This window comes from Occallatibacter riparius (assembly GCF_025264625.1).
GTDB lineage: Bacteria > Acidobacteriota > Terriglobia > Terriglobales > Acidobacteriaceae > Telmatobacter > Telmatobacter riparius.
Map to the genome: position 1 here is coordinate 5571788 of NZ_CP093313.1, position 16389 is coordinate 5588176.

General features: G+C 60.3%; 12 protein-coding genes. 7 read left to right on the forward strand and 5 right to left on the reverse strand.

Going from position 1 to position 16389, the window contains the following annotated elements:
- Positions 1–432: 432 nt before the first annotated feature.
- The 3 genes from MOP44_RS22835 to MOP44_RS22845 form a co-directional block, all read right to left on the reverse strand.
- Positions 433–1188: a hypothetical protein gene (locus MOP44_RS22835; protein ID WP_260792715.1), complete on the reverse strand. Its 756-nt coding sequence runs from the start codon at positions 1186–1188 to the stop codon at positions 433–435.
- Positions 1189–1195: 7 nt separating this feature from the next.
- A complete protein-coding gene (locus MOP44_RS22840) occupies positions 1196–1744 on the reverse strand; it encodes a hypothetical protein (protein WP_260792716.1) in 549 nt (182 codons plus the stop codon).
- A 381-nt stretch (positions 1745–2125) separates the two neighbouring features.
- On the reverse strand, positions 2126–3277 hold the full coding sequence (locus MOP44_RS22845) for a pyridoxal phosphate-dependent aminotransferase (protein WP_260792717.1): 1152 nt from the start codon (positions 3275–3277) through the stop codon (positions 2126–2128).
- Between the two features lie 109 nt (positions 3278–3386).
- Between MOP44_RS22845 and MOP44_RS22850 the strand changes: the two genes are divergently transcribed.
- Both MOP44_RS22850 and MOP44_RS22855 read left to right on the forward strand, forming a co-directional pair.
- The gene (locus MOP44_RS22850; protein WP_260792718.1) at positions 3387–4019 is read left to right on the forward strand and encodes an HAD family hydrolase; all 633 of its coding nucleotides are present in this window, start codon (positions 3387–3389) and stop codon (positions 4017–4019) included.
- A gap of 164 nt (positions 4020–4183) precedes the next feature.
- Positions 4184–6883, forward strand: a complete 2700-nt coding sequence (locus MOP44_RS22855) for a beta-glucosidase (RefSeq protein WP_260792719.1) — start codon at positions 4184–4186, stop codon at positions 6881–6883.
- Positions 6884–7136: 253 nt separating this feature from the next.
- On the opposite strand, the gene rhaT is transcribed toward MOP44_RS22855, so the two are convergent.
- Entirely contained in the window at positions 7137–8174 is a 1038-nt protein-coding gene (rhaT, locus tag MOP44_RS22860) for an L-rhamnose/proton symporter RhaT (protein ID WP_260792720.1), read from the reverse strand.
- A gap of 55 nt (positions 8175–8229) precedes the next feature.
- Complete coding sequence (locus MOP44_RS22865) at positions 8230–11544, reverse strand: alpha-L-rhamnosidase (protein ID WP_260792721.1); 3315 nt, start codon at positions 11542–11544, stop codon at positions 8230–8232.
- A gap of 89 nt (positions 11545–11633) precedes the next feature.
- Between MOP44_RS22865 and MOP44_RS22870 the strand changes: the two genes are divergently transcribed.
- The 5 genes from MOP44_RS22870 (at position 11634) to sdhB (ending at position 16332) form a co-directional block, all read left to right on the forward strand.
- On the forward strand, positions 11634–12266 hold the full coding sequence (locus tag MOP44_RS22870; protein ID WP_260792722.1) for a non-canonical purine NTP pyrophosphatase: 633 nt from the start codon (positions 11634–11636) through the stop codon (positions 12264–12266).
- Between the two features lie 234 nt (positions 12267–12500).
- Complete coding sequence (locus MOP44_RS22875; RefSeq protein WP_260792723.1) at positions 12501–13256, forward strand: succinate dehydrogenase cytochrome b558 subunit; 756 nt, start codon at positions 12501–12503, stop codon at positions 13254–13256.
- Between the two features lie 11 nt (positions 13257–13267).
- Positions 13268–13750 (forward strand): carboxymuconolactone decarboxylase family protein, encoded by a 483-nt coding sequence (locus MOP44_RS22880; RefSeq protein ID WP_260792724.1) that lies wholly within the window; start codon positions 13268–13270, stop codon positions 13748–13750.
- A 35-nt stretch (positions 13751–13785) separates the two neighbouring features.
- The gene (gene sdhA, locus MOP44_RS22885; RefSeq protein ID WP_260792725.1) at positions 13786–15567 is read left to right on the forward strand and encodes a succinate dehydrogenase flavoprotein subunit; all 1782 of its coding nucleotides are present in this window, start codon (positions 13786–13788) and stop codon (positions 15565–15567) included.
- A 15-nt stretch (positions 15568–15582) separates the two neighbouring features.
- On the forward strand, positions 15583–16332 hold the full coding sequence (sdhB, locus tag MOP44_RS22890) for a succinate dehydrogenase iron-sulfur subunit (RefSeq protein ID WP_260792726.1): 750 nt from the start codon (positions 15583–15585) through the stop codon (positions 16330–16332).
- Positions 16333–16389 lie beyond the last annotated feature (57 nt).

Here is a 16389-nt window from a genome sequence, read left to right on the forward strand (position 1 = left end):
TGAGCGAGTAATGGCTTGTTGGCGCGGCCGCTTTCAGCGGAGGTACGGGCGTGGGAGTGAAAAACACAAAATCAAGACCGACGAGGGTGAAGATGCAGGCCATCACAAACGGAACCATGGCTCTTTAAAACAAGCGGTGATTACTAGCGCCTTCCGGAGTAGCGGCGGGAGTCCCTGCGAGACCTCGGAGCCGTGCGGTGCATCGTCCCTCTGGGGCGGTACGGATTGGCGCGGCGCTCATGTTCGGAAACTGAAAGCTCTTTCAGGCCCTTGGCCGATGTGGTGGCCATCATCCGCAAAAAGCTCGTACCGCAAACGCGGCACTGGACGGTGCCGTCCGGTTCATCCGGACCGTCCACTCTCCGCCCGCTGCCTTCACACCGAACCATCTTGGGCTTTGTCATCAGGACAGACCTCCAACCTAAACGCTGGTCATTTCAGCTTGAGCACCACGTTATCCACTAGGTCAACTATCAGCGCATCAGTTTGGAGTTGTCCTATGCTCACGCTGGACGGATGCGCGGCGGAGTTTCGCTTTCCTAGCTTCTCATCCATGATCTTGAACACATCCTTGGTGATGATGCCCGCGTCCTTGCAGATCGTGATGACTTCAGACTCTTTCAACTCTTGCATGAAGTCATCAATCACGCTGACTGTCCGTGTGCCGCTCTTATGATGACCCGGATATTTCACCAACCATCGTGCGTTGAAGTCAGCTAGGCGGTGCTTGATGACGTAATCGCAGAGGTGGTGATATGTGAGGTTCCAAGCCATCACTACAGTAGCTCGGAATGCCCCGTGCTCATAGCAGATCAGTGTCTCATCAAGGAAAGTGCGCTCTGCGAGGTCCGGCACTTTTGCGGGAAGGTCACGCAAGATAGCTGTCACTTGTACTTTGTGACCACTCGGAGTATATGCTGCCGCCAAGTGATCCCGAACTTCACCAGCAAGCCTGTAGCCGGAACTGTTCTTGATGAGTTGCTTTTGATCGACAAGGTTCTTGAAATACCCGCTGAACGAAGACGGGGGAATCTCATGCAGCGTGTCGTAACACTTTTTCACGTCAGCCGGAGAGAAGGTATCTTTCCCTACGTGGACGTGGAGGTACCACCCGAACAGCTTGATTTTCTCGGGATGACCCTTTTGCGAGAATCCGGGGACCATCTGCTTGAAGTCCGCTAGTAGCATAAGTCAGCTATTGAGGTCCTGCCTTTGATACGGCACGCGCCGCGTCCAGACCAATTTGCGTCAGCTTCCATGTCTTGGCGCTCGGGTGCTCGAAATAGCTGTTCTTGCTCTTCATGTAGCGGATGGGCTGAGAAAAATCAACCTGCTCATTCCACTTGACAGCTCTGAACAAAGTGAAAATGTGGTTTGTAGAAAACTCAGGTGTCCCTGCATTTTCCGTCACCCAAAGGGCCGCGAGCAGATACCTCTCATTGTCGCTTTTGGGCGAGTATTGGGCCGCAAATTCCTTCCAAGGCTTGTCACTCACGGACAAATCAAACGTGTCCATGAACTTCGGTTTTGAAATGGACCGTGGCTTGCCGTTGCCTGAGGCTGCCGGGGCGTCGATGGTGACCGCCGCGTCTTCCTCATCCGCTTGTTCGGTTTCCAACTCCGGGTCTTCAGGCAATTCAACCTTGCCTTGTGCACCAGGTAGGCGCTTCACTGTGGTGACCACGGTCTGCCCAGTGCCGAGTGCGGCAACGGCATGATTGAGCGCGTCAAACCCCTTGCGCATCGTGTCTCCGCTTCCCTTAATGCGGAGTACGAAGACTGTCATCTCTTCCTGTGCGTCTTGCCCGAGACCGCCACTAGGCACAGAACCCCTTACACCCTTAGCCATTGATGTAGCTCCGATAGCAGGAGTGTAGCGGAAATGGGGCACTTATGGTACATGACGTTGGTTTTTCTTCGCCAGCTTGGACACACGCATCTGGAAAATGCGAAAGCGCAACCCTCCGACGCGTGGCCCGGTGGGTCATTGATCAGCGTCTCACCTGATAACACACCCATATTCGCACCAGAAGAGAACATTAACCTTTGAATCAGCTACTTACGCCAACGAGTTCAATTAACACTTAAACCAGCCCGCTTGTATTGTTAGCCCTTTGATTCGTTCCTAAATAGTTAGTAACGTGTTCACTCCCTTACGAAAGTCGGGTTCGGGAGTGAGCAGGCTGAGGACAAGCCAGCCCGACGGCGGCAGGCCGAAGAAGTGGCCGGGATGGATCCAGACGCCGAGGTCGAGGAGGCGACGGACTGTGACTTCATCTGGCTGCACTGCGGCGATGCGGAGCACCGCGTACCATCCTCCTTCGACAATGAGCCGGCGGACGATGCGATCACCGGCGAGTTGGCGGTCTAACTCGGCCAGGTTCGCGGTGACACGGGCGAGGATCTGCTGCTGAATGGTCGCGCGACCAGCAAGCCAGGCGGGGAGGGCGGTCTGCACGGGCGCATTCATGGATAGGAACGTGTCGGCGATGACTTCGAGGCGGTCGAGTGCGGCGGTGCGCTCGGGACCGGTGGCGACGATCCAGGCGGCTTTCATTTGGGGAAGGCCGCAGATCTTGCTGAGTCCGGAGACGACGAAGACGGGGACGCCTTCGAGGCCGGCGGCGAACGTCGCGGGGCGGTTGGCTGGATCGAAGGGGTAGTCGAGGAAGACCTCGTCGACGATGAGGGAGAGGTTGTGTTCGCGGCAGAGGGCGGCCAGTTCCCTTGCCTCCCAGGTTCGAGTGAAGTGGCCGGTGGGGTTGTTGGGATGGACGAGGACGATGGCGCGGGTGGCGGGAGTGATGGCGCGGCGGAAGCCTTCGGGGTCGATTTGCCAGCCGTGGTCGTAGACGAGCGGCGCGGTTTGGAGGCGCACGTCGTCGAGGGCGGCGAGGAAGTCGAAGAGCGGGTAGCCGGGCTGGGGGACGAGGATCTCGCTGCCGGGATCGCAGAGCAGGCGGAAGAGGTAGCTGTAGGCCTCGCTGGTGCTGGTGGTGAGGATGACCTGGTGGGGCGAGACCTGCGCGCCGTGGTCGGCGTAGTAGGCGGAGACGGCTTCGCGGGCAAGAAGCATGCCGCGGGGGTCGGGGTCGTAGTCGAGGGCGCGGGGATTGCGCAGCGCGTCGAGGAGGTCTGCGGGGTATTCGAATCCGCAGCGAGTGGGATTGGAAGCGGTGAGGTCGATTGTGGGCAGGCCGGCGCGGAGACGCTCGCGATGGGCGCGGGCGAGGTCGGTTTCTTCGGTGTTCCAGTTGGTTCGTTGCGAGAACTGCATGTGAGGTCCGCTGCCAGAATATCGTTCCGGGCGGCGGGATCATGGAGAATGGATTCAGAAGCGTTTGGCTGCCGGCGCGCATCCCCATTCATAACTCGAGGAGGAAGTATTGAGCATTCGTGCGGTGATCTTTGACTACGGAATGGTGTTGACCGGGCAGCCTGTGCAAGCGGCTCATGAGGGCATGGTGCGGATCTCGGGGCTGCCGGTGGATGAGTTCGAGAAGCACTACTGGGCGGACAGGCACGCGTATGACGAAGGCAAGTTGAGCGGGGTCACGTTCTGGCAGAAGTTCAGACAGGAAACCGGGCTTGCGTTGACCGATCAGCAACTGGATGAGTTGAACCATCTGGATGCGAGGATGTGGACGACGTCCGATCCGCAGATGCTGGCGTGGCATGACCAGTTGAAGGCGCGCGGGATCAAGACGGCAATTCTGTCGAACATGGGCGACTCGGTGCTGGAGCATATTGAGCGCGAGTTTGCGTGGATTCATGGATTCGACGCGCTGGTGTGGTCGTATCAGTTGGGGATGGCGAAGCCTGCTCCGGAGATTTATCGGCATGCGCTGGAGAAGCTGGGGACGCGGGCGGAGGAGACTCTGTTCCTGGATGACAAGCAAGTGAACATTGATGCGGCTCGGGAGCTGGGCATTGAGGGGCTGCTGTTCACGAATGTCGATCAGTTGCGGCGGGACCTGGTGAGCCTGGGGTTCGATCGGGATCTGCCGCTGCCGGCGTAGTTTTCAGTTGTCAGCTTGGACACAACCGATTTGGAGTCCGATCGGCTACACTGCTTTCCGATCAGGAAAGGGCTGCTCAACCGTTTTATAACGAGCGAGTAAGGTCTCTGCATATGCATGGCTCAGGAGACCGATGAGCATGCCCTTTGATTCAAGGGGGCGGTATGGATTCATCGACGAAGAAGATGCTGCAACGCGCCGGCGCATTGGCCGCGGGAGCAGTGCTGATGGCGGGGCTGGCAGCGATGGCGCAATCGGTTCCGGTGGTGACGGGCGATGCGCGCGTGGACAAGCTGCTGAGCCAGATGACGCTGGAAGAGAAGCTGACGCTGATTCACGGGACGCAGGAAGATCCGAAGGTCTACCAGGGACAGGCTGGATATCTGGCGGGGATTCCGCGGCTGAAGATTCCCAGCTTGCGATTTGCCGATGGGCCGCCGGGCGTGCTGACCCGGGTTCCGTCGCAGGGCGAGACGGCGACGATGGGCGTGGCCGCCACGTTCAGCGTGAAAGACGCTGAGGACAACGGGCTGGTGATCGGGCGCGAAGATCGCGCGCTCGGCATTGATGTGAGCCTGCAGCCGTTCGTGAATATCGATCGCGATCTTGAGTTTGGTCGCGGGTATAACACGTTTGGCGAAGATCCTTACCTGACGAGCGTGATGGGCGTGGCCGAGGTGAAGGGCATCCAGTCGCAGCATGTGATGGCGCAGATCAAGCACTACGTGGGCTACGACTCGGATAACGAGAACACGTATATCGATGACCAGACGCTGCATGAAGTGTATGTGGCGCCGTTTGATGCGGCGGTGAAGGCGGATGTGTCGTCGATCATGTGCTCGTATAACAAGCTGAATGACGTGTTCGCTTGCGGCAACAAGGACACGATGACGGGGATTCTGCGCGACGAGCTTGGTTTCAAGGGATTTGTGACGTCGGATTGGGGCGCGGTGCACTCGGTGGATTTCATCAAGGCCGGGCTGGATATGGAGATGCCGGGCGAGCCTGATCCAAACAATCATGGATTTTCGATTCCGTCGTTCTTCGATTCAAGGCCGGTGCCTCCGCCGCCCGCGCCGGGTGCGATGGGAGATATTGGCGACATGTTTGGGGGGCATATTCCCGAGGAGCCGAAGCCGGCCGGATTTGGTGGCGGCAACTGGGGCGTGAAGCTCGACCCGAAGAAGATGCCGGAAGCGCTGAAGGACGGCACGGTTACGGAAGCCGATGTGACGCGCGCGGCGGGACGCGTGCTGTATGAGATTGTGCACTTCGGCTACATGGATGGGCTGCACAAGCACGAGGTGACTCCGCAGGCCATCGAGGCGAATGCCAAGATTATCGAGAAGACGGGTGAGGACGCGGCGGTGCTGCTGAAGAATGAGGGCAACGTGCTTCCGCTGAAGTCGAACGACCTGGAGTCGGTTGTGCTGATTGGACCGACGGCGGCTCAAGTGGATTCGATCGGGATCAACGGCGAGCGTTCAGTGGGACTGCCGCAGAGGCAGGTGGGTCCGCTGGCGGCGATGCGGAAGATTTCGGGCAATGCGGATATTCAGTTCGCGGTGGCCGATGACATGACGGGCACGACGATTCCGGCGAATCTGCTGAGCCACGATGGGAAGCCGGGTCTGGCGCGGTCGGGCGGCGGAGCGGAGAAGGTTGATCCGCAGTTGAACTTCACGACGAAGGCCGGCAATGCGCTCCCGCCGAATTCGACTGTGACGTGGAAAGGCACGCTGAATGTGCCGAAGGATGGCGAGTACTGGATCTATCTGCAGGCGATGGGCACGAATGCAAGCCTGAAACTCGACGGCAAGAAGTTCGCGGCGACGGGCGCATTTCAGGGAGGCGTGCACGGGGACATTCTGCAGGCTAACCAGGACAACGTTGTTCCGACCACGGACAATTTGGACAATGTGCGGCGTTCGATCGAGCTGAAGGCCGGCGAGCACGCGATTGAGATCAGCACGTCTTCGGATACTTCGAATGCGCCGGTGCAGGTGCGGCTGAACTGGTATACGCCGGAGCAGCGCCAGAGCGATCACGATGCGGCGATTGCTGCGGCGAAGAATGCGAAGACGGCAGTGGTGTTTGCGTGGACGCGGTTGTCGCCGGTGTTTGGATTGCCGGGCGACCAGAACAAGCTGATTGAAGAGATTGCCGCGGTGAATCCGAATACGGTGGTCGTGCTCAATACGAGCCAGCCAGTCGCGCTGCCGTGGGTGGACAAGGTGAAGGGCGTGCTCGAGATGTGGTGGCCGGGCGATGAAGGCGGCTGGGCAACGGCCAATATCCTGCTGGGCAAGACGAGTCCCGCGGGACGGCTGCCGGTGACCTGGGGCAAGCGGCTCGAGGATTACGCGGCGACGGATCCGAAGCACCCCGAGCGCAGCAAGCGGGCGCCGGATAAGAAGACGATCTACAGCGAAGGCGTGAACGTGGGATACCGGTGGTTCGACAAGGAGAACATTGAGCCGCTGTTCGCGTTCGGGCATGGACTGAGCTATACGACGTTCGAGTACTCGGACCTGAAGGTGGGCAAGCTGCAAGATGGCGGGCTCGACGTGACGGTGAAGATCAAGAACACGGGCAGCGTGGCGTCGGATGAGGTGCCGCAGGTGTATATCGGCGCGCCGAGCCAGATTCCGGAAGGCGTGCAGTTTGCGACACGCGCACTGGCTGCGTTCGATCGCGTGCATATTGGGACGGGACAGACGAAGACCGTGACAATGCATGTGCCGGAACGGCAGCTGCAGTACTGGTCGATCAAGAACAAGAAGTGGGTGACGGTGACGGCGAAGCGCACGGTGAGCGTGGGCGGGTCGTCGCGGAATCTGCCGTTGAAGCAGGAGATCAACTAGGGCGTGTTCGTGGTGAAACGAAGAAGGCCGGGGCGTTTGCTCCGGCCTTCTGCTTATGCGCGAATGAGCGAGAGGATGAAAATGAGGGCTGCCATGGCTTTCCGACTGGCCAAAGACAACTGCGGGTCCCTCCGTCCGCTGAAGAAGACGCGCGCGGACTGTCGGGATGACACCTTGTGGAGGGTGCATGCCTATTTCAACGCAGATCCCTCGACTGCGCTCGGGATGACAAATCCTGAGGGAGGGTCTGCAACTATTGGCTGTAGGCCATGCCGACGCCGACCAGGTTGGCGGCGATGATGATGATGATGATGCCGACCCAGAGAAGGCGCAGGAGGCCGCTGCGGATGCCGGCCCACTCGCCGAGCGCGAGGCCGACGATGCCGCCGCAGAGGACGTAGATGCTCATGTGGAGCATCCAGTTCACGTAGGACATGCTGGCGGGGATGTTGGCTTCTCCCCACGCGTAGAAGAAGAATTGCAGGTACCACATGATGCCGCCGGTGGCTGCGAGCGCCGCATTGGTCCGCAGCGTGGGGCCGGGCTGGCGCAGGTCTTCGCGCAGAGAGAGGCGCGGGACCGCGGCGAGGCGGATAAAGCAGTAGGCGAGGTTGATGACGGCGCCGCCACCCATGATGAATACGTAGCTGGGCAGCATGGCGTAGAGCGGATTGACGCCGACGGATTTAGCGGCTTCCTGGATGGGCAAGGCCGCGTGCAAAGCGAACGACATGCCAGATGAAAAGATGCCGCACATGACCGCTAGGAGGAGGCCGAGGCCGACGTTGAATTCTTCAAGATGGCCTTTGAGTTGGAGTTCCTTTTTGTGTCCTGCCCAGGAGACGATGGCGACACCGATGAGAGCGACGAAGACTCCAGCCATGGTGTAGAGGCCGCCGCGCGTGGTGAAGAGCATGCTGGCCTTGCCGTCCATGATGGGAGGCACGAGCGTGCCGACGACGAGCGTGACGCCGATGGCGATGCCGATGCCGAGCGACATGCCGAGGTGGCGCATGGTGAGCCCGTAGCTCACGTTGCCGACGCCCCACATGGCTCCGAAGAGCGCGATCGTGAGCAACAGGTGCGGATCGATGGACGCGTAAAAGCCGGTGAAGCTGGGAAGCAGGCAGAGGCTGACGCCGATGGGCAGCAGAATCCACGAGAAGAGCCCGGCGATGGCCCACGTCGTCTCCCACGACCACTTCTTCACTTTTTCGATGGGCGCGTAAAACGACGCAGCCATGCCAGCGCCGATTACATGCCAGCCGATTCCCGCAACGATGTTTGCCATTCGACCTCGCGATCGGCAGCAGGACAGAGCCCGCCGATCTTATGGTTGAGACTTTCTACTTCACTTCCGCGGTGAACTCGTAGGTGCCGGGTTGCAAGCGAGTGCCGGGTTCGCCGTTAGGGCCGGCGGCCGATTCCATGAATCCGTCGTATTTGCGTGTGCTGGTGATGGAGCCCTTTTCCGCATTGCTGATGAAGCCCGTGGTGTTCGCAGGGATCGTGATCTTCCACGTGGCTTTGGTTCCCTGCACCGTCCATGCGGAGTGAATCGTTCCGTAGCTCGATGGGTAGGTGAAGTCCACGGAGCCTAGGCGCTTGTCGAACTGAGGATGAAGCATGATGGTGTGGAAACCGGCGTCAAGCGAGGATGCGTCAACGCCCGCTGCGTAGCGATAGATCCAGTCAGCCACTGCCCCGTAGGCATAGTGGTTGTAGGAGTTCATGCTGGGATCCTTCTTCATCTCGTCGCCGTTCCAGCGCTCCCACGTGGTGGTTGCGCCGTGCTCAATGAGATAGCCCCAGGACGGGTACTTCGTGTTCATCAGGAGTTGATAGGCGACGTCGGCGTGGCCGGTCTTGGTGAGCTCTTCGAGGAGGTATGGCGTACCGAGAAAGCCGGTGCCAAGCAGGCCGTTATTAGCCTGGATCTTGTCGACGAGCTTCTGCGCCGCCGCGGCGCGGAGATTGTCAGGAAGCAGATTCATGTGCAGTGCGAGGACATAGCCGGTCTGCGTGTCACCGATGCCGGCAGCGGTGTCGTGGGTGCGCTCGCCCATGGGGTTCGGGCCCTTGTCCGCGCCGGCGACGAAGCCGTCGTCATGGACGAACTGCTTCTGGAAGGCTGCGCGGATCTTGTCGAACATGGCGGCGTACTTCTGCTCGTCGGCGGTGCGGCCGGAGGCGTGCGCCATTTCGCGCAGCAGCGCTGCGTCGTAAGCCCACGATGCGGTGGCGATGAGCACCTGGTTGGTGCGACCTTCGGGAGCGAGCCAGTCACCGAAGGGAGTGCCGCCCTTGTTCTTCCAGAGGCCATCGGAGTTGGCATCTTCGATCGCGGCAACGTATTTCGTCATCGCATCCCAGTTCTGATCGATGATGCTGGTGTCGCCGGTCTGGAGCCACGCGGTCCACGGAATGATGACGCCGGCATCGGACCAGCCGGGGCCGAAGCCAGTGTTCTCCTGACCGGTGCCAGGGGCGTAGATGCCGTACATCGCAGTATTAAATTGAGTGCCACGCATGTCGCGAGAGAACTTGCGCGAGAAGGCGGCGAGGTCCATGTTGTAGCTGGCGGTGCGCCAGAAGACCTGCGCGTCGGCCATCCAGCCAAGACGCTCGTCGCGCTGCGGGCAGTCGGTGGGGATGCCGACGAAGTTGGAGCGCTGTCCCCAGACGATGTTGCTCCAGAGCTTGTTGATCATGTCGTTGCCGGTCTTGAGCTGCGCGGCGAACGGCGCGTCGGTGTGGAGGACGAGGACGGTGAGAGCGTCTTTGCCGGGATTTGATTTGAGGCCGGTGATCTCGGCATAGCGGAAACCGTGAAAGGTGAACTGCGGGGTGAACTCTTCGACACCGGTGCCGGCGAGAATGAAATGATCCGTGGCCTTGGCGGTACGGAGATTCTCTGTATACATTGTGCCGTCGTCGTTGAGGATTTCGGCGAAGCGGACTTTGACGTCGGTGCCGCGCGGGCCGGAGACGCGGAGCTTTTCGATGCCGGCCAGGTTCTGGCCGAAGTCGTAGATGTAGACGCCGGGGCTCGGCGAGCTCACGGCTTTGGCGTGCATCTCGCGTTCGACGCGAATGGGCTGATAGTCCTGGGCGAGGATGTCAATGGATTTGGGCTCGATGACCTCAACAGAGGGCCATTTCACCATCTCCACTTCTTTGAACGACCACAGTCGTGTCTTTCTTCCATCCTGTGATTCGCCATCATAGAGTTCGGAATGATCGATGTACGAAGAAGCTGCGTGCCAATCGCGATTCGTTGCAACCCACTCAACCGAGCCATCCCCATACTCGATTCGCAATTGCGCACGAAGGGCTGGCGGCGTGACTCCATAGTTGTTGGGCTGCTGGAACCATTCCAGGGGCGTTGAGTACCAACCGGGAGCGAGCAGCGCACCGATGGCGTTGTTCCCCTGCGCCAATAGAGAAGTCACGTCGTGCGTCTGGTAGACCACGCGCTCCCGATAGTCCGTCCAGCCCGGGGCGAAGTAGTCTTCGCCGACGCGTTTGCCATTGAGGAACATCTCGTAATCGCCAAGAGCCGTTGAGTAGAGACGGGCAGACTTTACGGGCTTGCTCAGGTTGAAGTCGCTGCGGAGAGCCTTCACGGAATCCGGAATCCACGGGTTGCCGAGCGGGGCCTCATCGCCGCGGGATTGCGTGAATTCCACAGCGGACTTCCATGACGAGTCGTCGAAGGACTTCTGCTGCCAGCCGTCGGCTGCATGTGTTGAGGTCTTCCAGGCTTGGCTGCTGGCAAAGGTAGCTGTAGTTCCGTCGGCGTACTGCACGAAAATGGTCGCGATGAGCGGCGGCGCGTCTTTGCCGTTGCGGCGCACTACGTAGACAACGGATTCAAGCGCCAGGATGTTGTCGCCCTGCGCGAGTTTGCCGGTGATGTCGGCGCGCACGAATTTCTTCCACGGCATCTGATGCCAGGCGGGGAACGGAGAGGCTTCGATCACCTGCGTGCCGTTGATCCAGGCGGCCACAGTGTCCTGTGCGGTGGCATAGAGGGTGGCGGACTTTACGGGCTTGTCGATTCGGATGGACGCGCGGTATTGGAATTCTGCGGGAGGCTTCTCCTCGGAGATGAGCGACTCTGCTTCGGGGCTGGCGATCCATTTGGCTGAGGCGTGGCGGACTGCGGCTTCTTCGGCGGTTTCGTAGCCGATCCAGTCGGCTTTCCAGGCGTCCTGGGTCATGAGGCCGGTTTCCCACCAGGAGGTCTTTGCCGCGGGGTAAGCTTTGCCGCCGATCCCATAGACGGTGACGCTCCAGTAGTAGCGTGCGGAGGGCTGGAGGGCGGGTCCGGCATAGCGGATGTTCATGGACTGCGACGATTCGACCCGGCCGGTGGTCCAGTAGGCCAGAACGTTGTCACCCGGAACCGTAGCGGGTTTGGCGAACACAGTCAGCTGGTAGGCGGTCTGCTTGGCGCCCGGGGCGGCGTCGTCGAGACGCCAAGAAAAGCTTGGGGTGGGGTCGTCGATGCCGAGGGGAGTGGTGAGATTGTCGACGCGCAGATCGACGGGACCGGTGACGGTTGCCGCGCAGAGGAGGGTTGCGCTGTGCAGAGTTCCAACGACGATGGCGGCAGACAGCAGACTCCGGACAATCCCGCTCAACGAGCGCAGGTTCATAGCTTTCCTCGGGTTGATTTTCAAAACAGAAACATTGTGCATTTCGAACCGCGTGTTTGGGAAGCGATTTCTCTCGGTACACTCAAACCATGATTCTTCGGCTTTTTGCCGCTACGACGAGCCAGGGAAAGCTGCGCGATTTCCGGACCGCTGCGGACGCGCACGGCATAGCGATCGTGCCGCTGGTGAACCTTGATTCGATCACTCCACCGGATGAAACCGGAACGACATTCGAGGATAACGCGAAGCTCAAGGCAGTCTACTATTCGCAGTTTGCGCCGGGCGAACTGGTGGTAGCGGACGATTCGGGGCTTGAGGTAGACGCGCTGCACGGCGCACCCGGGGTGCGGTCAGCGCGGTATGCGGCCGATGCGGGCTTGGTGGACTCGCCCGATGTCCCGATGGACAACACCGACGTTTGGAACAACATGCTGCTGCTGCAGCGCATGGCCACTGTGCCCGAGGCGGAGAGGGCGGCCCGCTATCGGTGCGTGCTGGCGGCCGCGCGCGACGGCAAGGTCGTGACAACTGCGGACGGCACTGTGGAGGGCGTGATCATTCAGGCTCCGCGCGGGACGGGCGGCTTTGGGTACGATCCTCTCTTTTATCTGCCGGAGCTGGATGCGACGATGGCAGAGATCACGCTCGAGAAGAAGCTGACGTTGAGCCATCGCGGGCGGGCCATTGAGGCGCTGCTTGCGAAGATTGAGCGTCTGGCGTGATCAAGTGATCATGATCGACTTGCTTGTTTACTGACTTCATAAGGAAGCGATGAGTTGTTGAGCGCGACGGAAAACTGGTGAAGCGAAGCGATTTAACTTGGTACGCATCCTTGACGATGGTAACGTGCGTTCCGAATAATGCTAAGGGTAATTTGCGTCACATCTTCGTCCCTCTATCCGACACGCAACCCTTCCGGAATCCGGATCAGCCAGCCTCCAGGAGCTGACATTTCAATGGCAACAGCCCAACATCCCGCGGCGCCCAAACTTCGCGCCGGAGTGCAGCCGCTCCGCGCCGGCGAGGGTAACTCGTTCATCTGGCGCAAGCTGCATTCGCTGCTCGGCATCATTCCTATCGGCGCATTTCTGATCGAGCATCTGCTGTCGAACTTCGAGGCGCTCAAAGGCCCTGTGGCCTACGCTGCGCAGGTGAGGTTCCTCAATTCGCTGCCGCTGGTGCGCGTGCTGGAGTGGACGTTCATCTTCCTGCCGCTTGCGTATCACGGCTTTTACGGCGTCTACATCTGGCTGCGCGGCAAGTCGAACGTGGTGTATTACCCGTGGGCCGGCAACTGGATGTACGTTGCCCAGCGCTGGACGGGCTTGATTTCGCTGCTCTACATCGGACAGCACGTTTGGCGTCAGCGGTTCTCTGGCGTTGATCTGCCGGAGCATCCGGGCGCGGCGTTCTGGAAGGTGCAGCAGGAACTGTCGCATCCCATCATGCTCGCCATCTACGCGATTGCGATGATTGCGGTGTGCTGGCACTTTGCGTATGGCGTGTGGCTCTTCGCGGCGAAGTGGGGCATCACTCCGGGTGAGACGGCACGGCGGCGGTTCGGCTGGATCTGCCTGGCCGGCGGCGTTCTGCTCTGCATCATGGGACTGGCTAGCATGTGGGCGTTTATCAGCCCGAAGTATCAGAACGCTCCACAGGAAGTGCCTGTGAACCAGTCTGTGGTGCAGTTGCAGAGTGTCAGCGTTTCGTAGGGAGTGAGATCGTGCCGGCAGAGGTGACAACGGAAGCACGTATCGATTGGCAGGCGTTCCAGGACGCAGCGCCGGAGGTTGTGACGGCGATGCGCGCTATTGGGGCTGCTGTCCATCACTCCGGGCTGGAGCGCGATCTTCTAGAACTGGTCAAGCTACGTGCTTCGCAATTGAACGGCTGCGCATTTTGCCTGCAGTTCCATCTGAACGATGCCCGCAAGCTGGGCGTGAGGGGCGAGAAGCTCGATTTGCTGGCTGCATGGCGGGATGCGGGAATCTACTCGGAGCGGGAGTCGGCTGCCCTGGCGTGGACTGAGTGCGTGACATTGCAGAATCAGCATCACGTCGACGACCAGGCATTTGCCGAAGTCTCCAGGCATTTCTCAGAGCGCGAAATTACGTTTCTGACCATCGCGATTGGACACATCAACTTCTGGAACCGGGTAGCGGCGCCGTTTCGCTTCACGCCGCCGATTCCGCGTTCTGCTGCGTAGCATTGCTTTGGGTGCAAGAAAGGATTCCTTAGAAAATGGCGGCATCACCCAGAATCATCGTGGTTGGCGGCGGCCTGGCAGGCCTGGCGGCGGTTATCAAGATCGCCGAGGCGGGCGGCAGCGTCGACCTGTTTTCGATTGTCCCGGTCAAGCGCTCGCATAGCGTGTGCGCGCAGGGCGGAATCAATGCCGCCAAGAACCTGAAGGGCGAAGGCGACACCACCTGGCAGCACTTTGACGACACAATTTACGGCGGCGACTTTCTCGCCAACCAGACGCCCGTGAAGGCGATGTGCGAGGCTGCGCCGGCGATTATCGATCTGCTGGATCGCATGGGCGTGCCGTTCAACCGCACTCCCGAGGGACTGCTCGATTTCCGCCGGTTTGGCGGCACGCTGTATCACCGCACCGCATTTGCAGGCGCGACGACGGGCCAGCAGCTTCTGTACGCGCTCGACGAACAGGTGCGGCGCTACGAGGCCGAGGGCAAGGTTAAGAAGTACGAGGGCTGGGAGTTTCTGTCGGCCATTGTCGACGGCAAGGGCGTGTGCCGTGGTATCACGGCGATGGACCTCCGCACGATGGAACTGAAGGCCTTCCCTGCCGAGGCTGTGATCCTGGCGACGGGTGGTATTGGGGCGATTTTCGGCAAGAGCACTAACTCGGTTGTGTGTACGGGGTCGGCGCAGGCTGCGGTGTTCCAGCAGGGCGCCTACTACGCGAACGGCGAGTTCATCCAGGTGCATCCGACGTCGATTCCCGGCGAGGACAAGCTGCGACTGATGTCGGAGTCGGCGCGCGGCGAAGGCGGCCGCGTGTGGGTTCCGAAGAAGGCCAGCGACCCGCGGCCGTGGAAACAGATTCCCGAGAGCGAGCGCCTCTACTTCCTTGAAGAGTGGTACCCGAAGTACGGCAACCTGGTTCCTCGCGACGTGGCCACACGCGCAATTCATAAGGTCGTCTACGAACTCGGCCTCGGCCTCGATGGCCAGCCGATGGTTTACCTCGACCTGACGCACATTGACCGCGCCACGCTGAACCGCAAGCTCGAAGGTATCCTCGAGATTTACGAAAAGTTCGTCGGTGACGATCCACGCGAAGTGCCAATGAAGATCTTCCCCGGCATGCACTACACGATGGGCGGCCTGTGGGTGGACTTCAACCAGATGACCAACATTCCTGGTTTGTTTGCCGCAGGCGAGTGCGAGTACCAGTACCACGGCGCGAACCGCCTGGGCGCGAACTCGCTGGTGAGCTGCATTCACGGCGGATTCTCTGCTGGCCCAATCGCGCTGAAATATGCGAAGAACGTGCCCGCTGCCGAGGGCGATGGCGGCGCGGCTGCGGAGATCGCACGCCAGGCGGAGCTCAACAAGCAGCTCATCACCAACCAGGGCAACGAGAATCCGTTCCGTATCTGGCGCGAACTGGGCGCAACGATGACGGAGCACGCCACGGTTACTCGCTATAACAAGGGCCTCAAACTGGCTGACCAGAAGATCGTGGAGCTCACCGAGCGCTACGACAACGTGAACCTGGCCGACAAGAGCCAGTGGGCCAACACCAGCTTCGCGTTCGCGCGGCAGTTGAAGAACATGCTGGAGCTCTCGCGCGTGGTGGTGCAGGGCGCGCTGTTACGCGATGAATCGCGCGGCGCGCACTACAAGCCGGACTTCCCGGAGCGCAACGACGAGAAGTTTTTGAAGACGACGAAGGCCAGCTACACGGGCACCATCGAAGGCCCGAAGTTCGAGTTTGAAGATGTGGACACGCAGTTCATCAAGCCACGCCCGCGCCGTTACGACGCAGCAAAGTAAAACGGGAGACTGACAATGGCAAACAAAACCGTTCAATTCGAAATCAAGCGCCAGGCCAGCCCCGACCAGCCAGCTGTCTGGGAGAAGTTCGAACTCGAGTGGCGCCCGGGCATGAACGTCATCTCCGCCATGATGGAGATTGCCGCGAACCCGGTGACCGCGGACGGCAAGCCGACAACGCCGATCACGTACGACTCCAATTGTCTCGAGGAGATTTGCGGATCCTGCGCCATGCGCATCAACGGCAAGGCGCGTATGGCGTGCTCGGCGCTCGTTGATAATCTGGAACAGCCGATCAAGGTTGAGCCGCTGTCGAAGTTCCCGCTGGTGCGCGATTTGCAGGTCGACCGCTCGGTGCTTTTCGAGAACCTGATGCGGGTGAAGGCCTGGGTTCCGGTCGACGGGACTTACGATCTGGGTTCTGGCCCGCGTGTGTATCCGCAGACGCAGGAAGCGAACTATCCGCTTTCAAACTGCATTAGCTGCACATGCTGCATGGAGGTCTGCCCGCAGTTCAACGATGCCACCGGCTTTGTGGGCGCGGCGACCATCGCGCAGGTGAAGCTGTTCAACAATCACCCCACAGGCAAGGTGTTCAAGGAAGAGCGCCTGCGTGCGCTGGCCGGTGATGGCGGCGTTCAGGAATGCGGTTATGCGCAGAACTGCGTTGAGGCGTGCCCCAAGAGCATCCCGCTGACGGACGCGATCAGCGATGTGGGCAGGGATGTGGTGGTGCAGAAGGCGAAGGACTGGCTGCGGAAATAGTCGCCGGCTGGCTGATGTGAAGAGGGGCGCGGCTTCGGCCGCGCCCCTCTTGTTTTC

What these genes read in the sequence shown, in the direction of transcription:
- MOP44_RS22865 (WP_260792721.1), bottom strand. Translation starts at nt 11,544, where the DNA reads ATGAACCTGCGCTCGTTGAGCGGGATTGTCCGGAGTCTGCTGTCTGCC.
- MOP44_RS22835 (WP_260792715.1), bottom strand. Translation starts at nt 1,188, where the DNA reads ATGCTACTAGCGGACTTCAAGCAGATGGTCCCCGGATTCTCGCAAAAG.
- sdhA (WP_260792725.1), top strand. Translation starts at nt 13,786, where the DNA reads ATGGCGGCATCACCCAGAATCATCGTGGTTGGCGGCGGCCTGGCAGGC.
- MOP44_RS22840 (WP_260792716.1), bottom strand. Translation starts at nt 1,744, where the DNA reads ATGCGCAAGGGGTTTGACGCGCTCAATCATGCCGTTGCCGCACTCGGC.
- sdhB (WP_260792726.1), top strand. Translation starts at nt 15,583, where the DNA reads ATGGCAAACAAAACCGTTCAATTCGAAATCAAGCGCCAGGCCAGCCCC.
- MOP44_RS22855 (WP_260792719.1), top strand. Translation starts at nt 4,184, where the DNA reads ATGGATTCATCGACGAAGAAGATGCTGCAACGCGCCGGCGCATTGGCC.
- MOP44_RS22845 (WP_260792717.1), bottom strand. Translation starts at nt 3,277, where the DNA reads ATGCAGTTCTCGCAACGAACCAACTGGAACACCGAAGAAACCGACCTC.
- MOP44_RS22870 (WP_260792722.1), top strand. Translation starts at nt 11,634, where the DNA reads ATGATTCTTCGGCTTTTTGCCGCTACGACGAGCCAGGGAAAGCTGCGC.
- rhaT (WP_260792720.1), bottom strand. Translation starts at nt 8,174, where the DNA reads ATGGCAAACATCGTTGCGGGAATCGGCTGGCATGTAATCGGCGCTGGC.
- MOP44_RS22875 (WP_260792723.1), top strand. Translation starts at nt 12,501, where the DNA reads ATGGCAACAGCCCAACATCCCGCGGCGCCCAAACTTCGCGCCGGAGTG.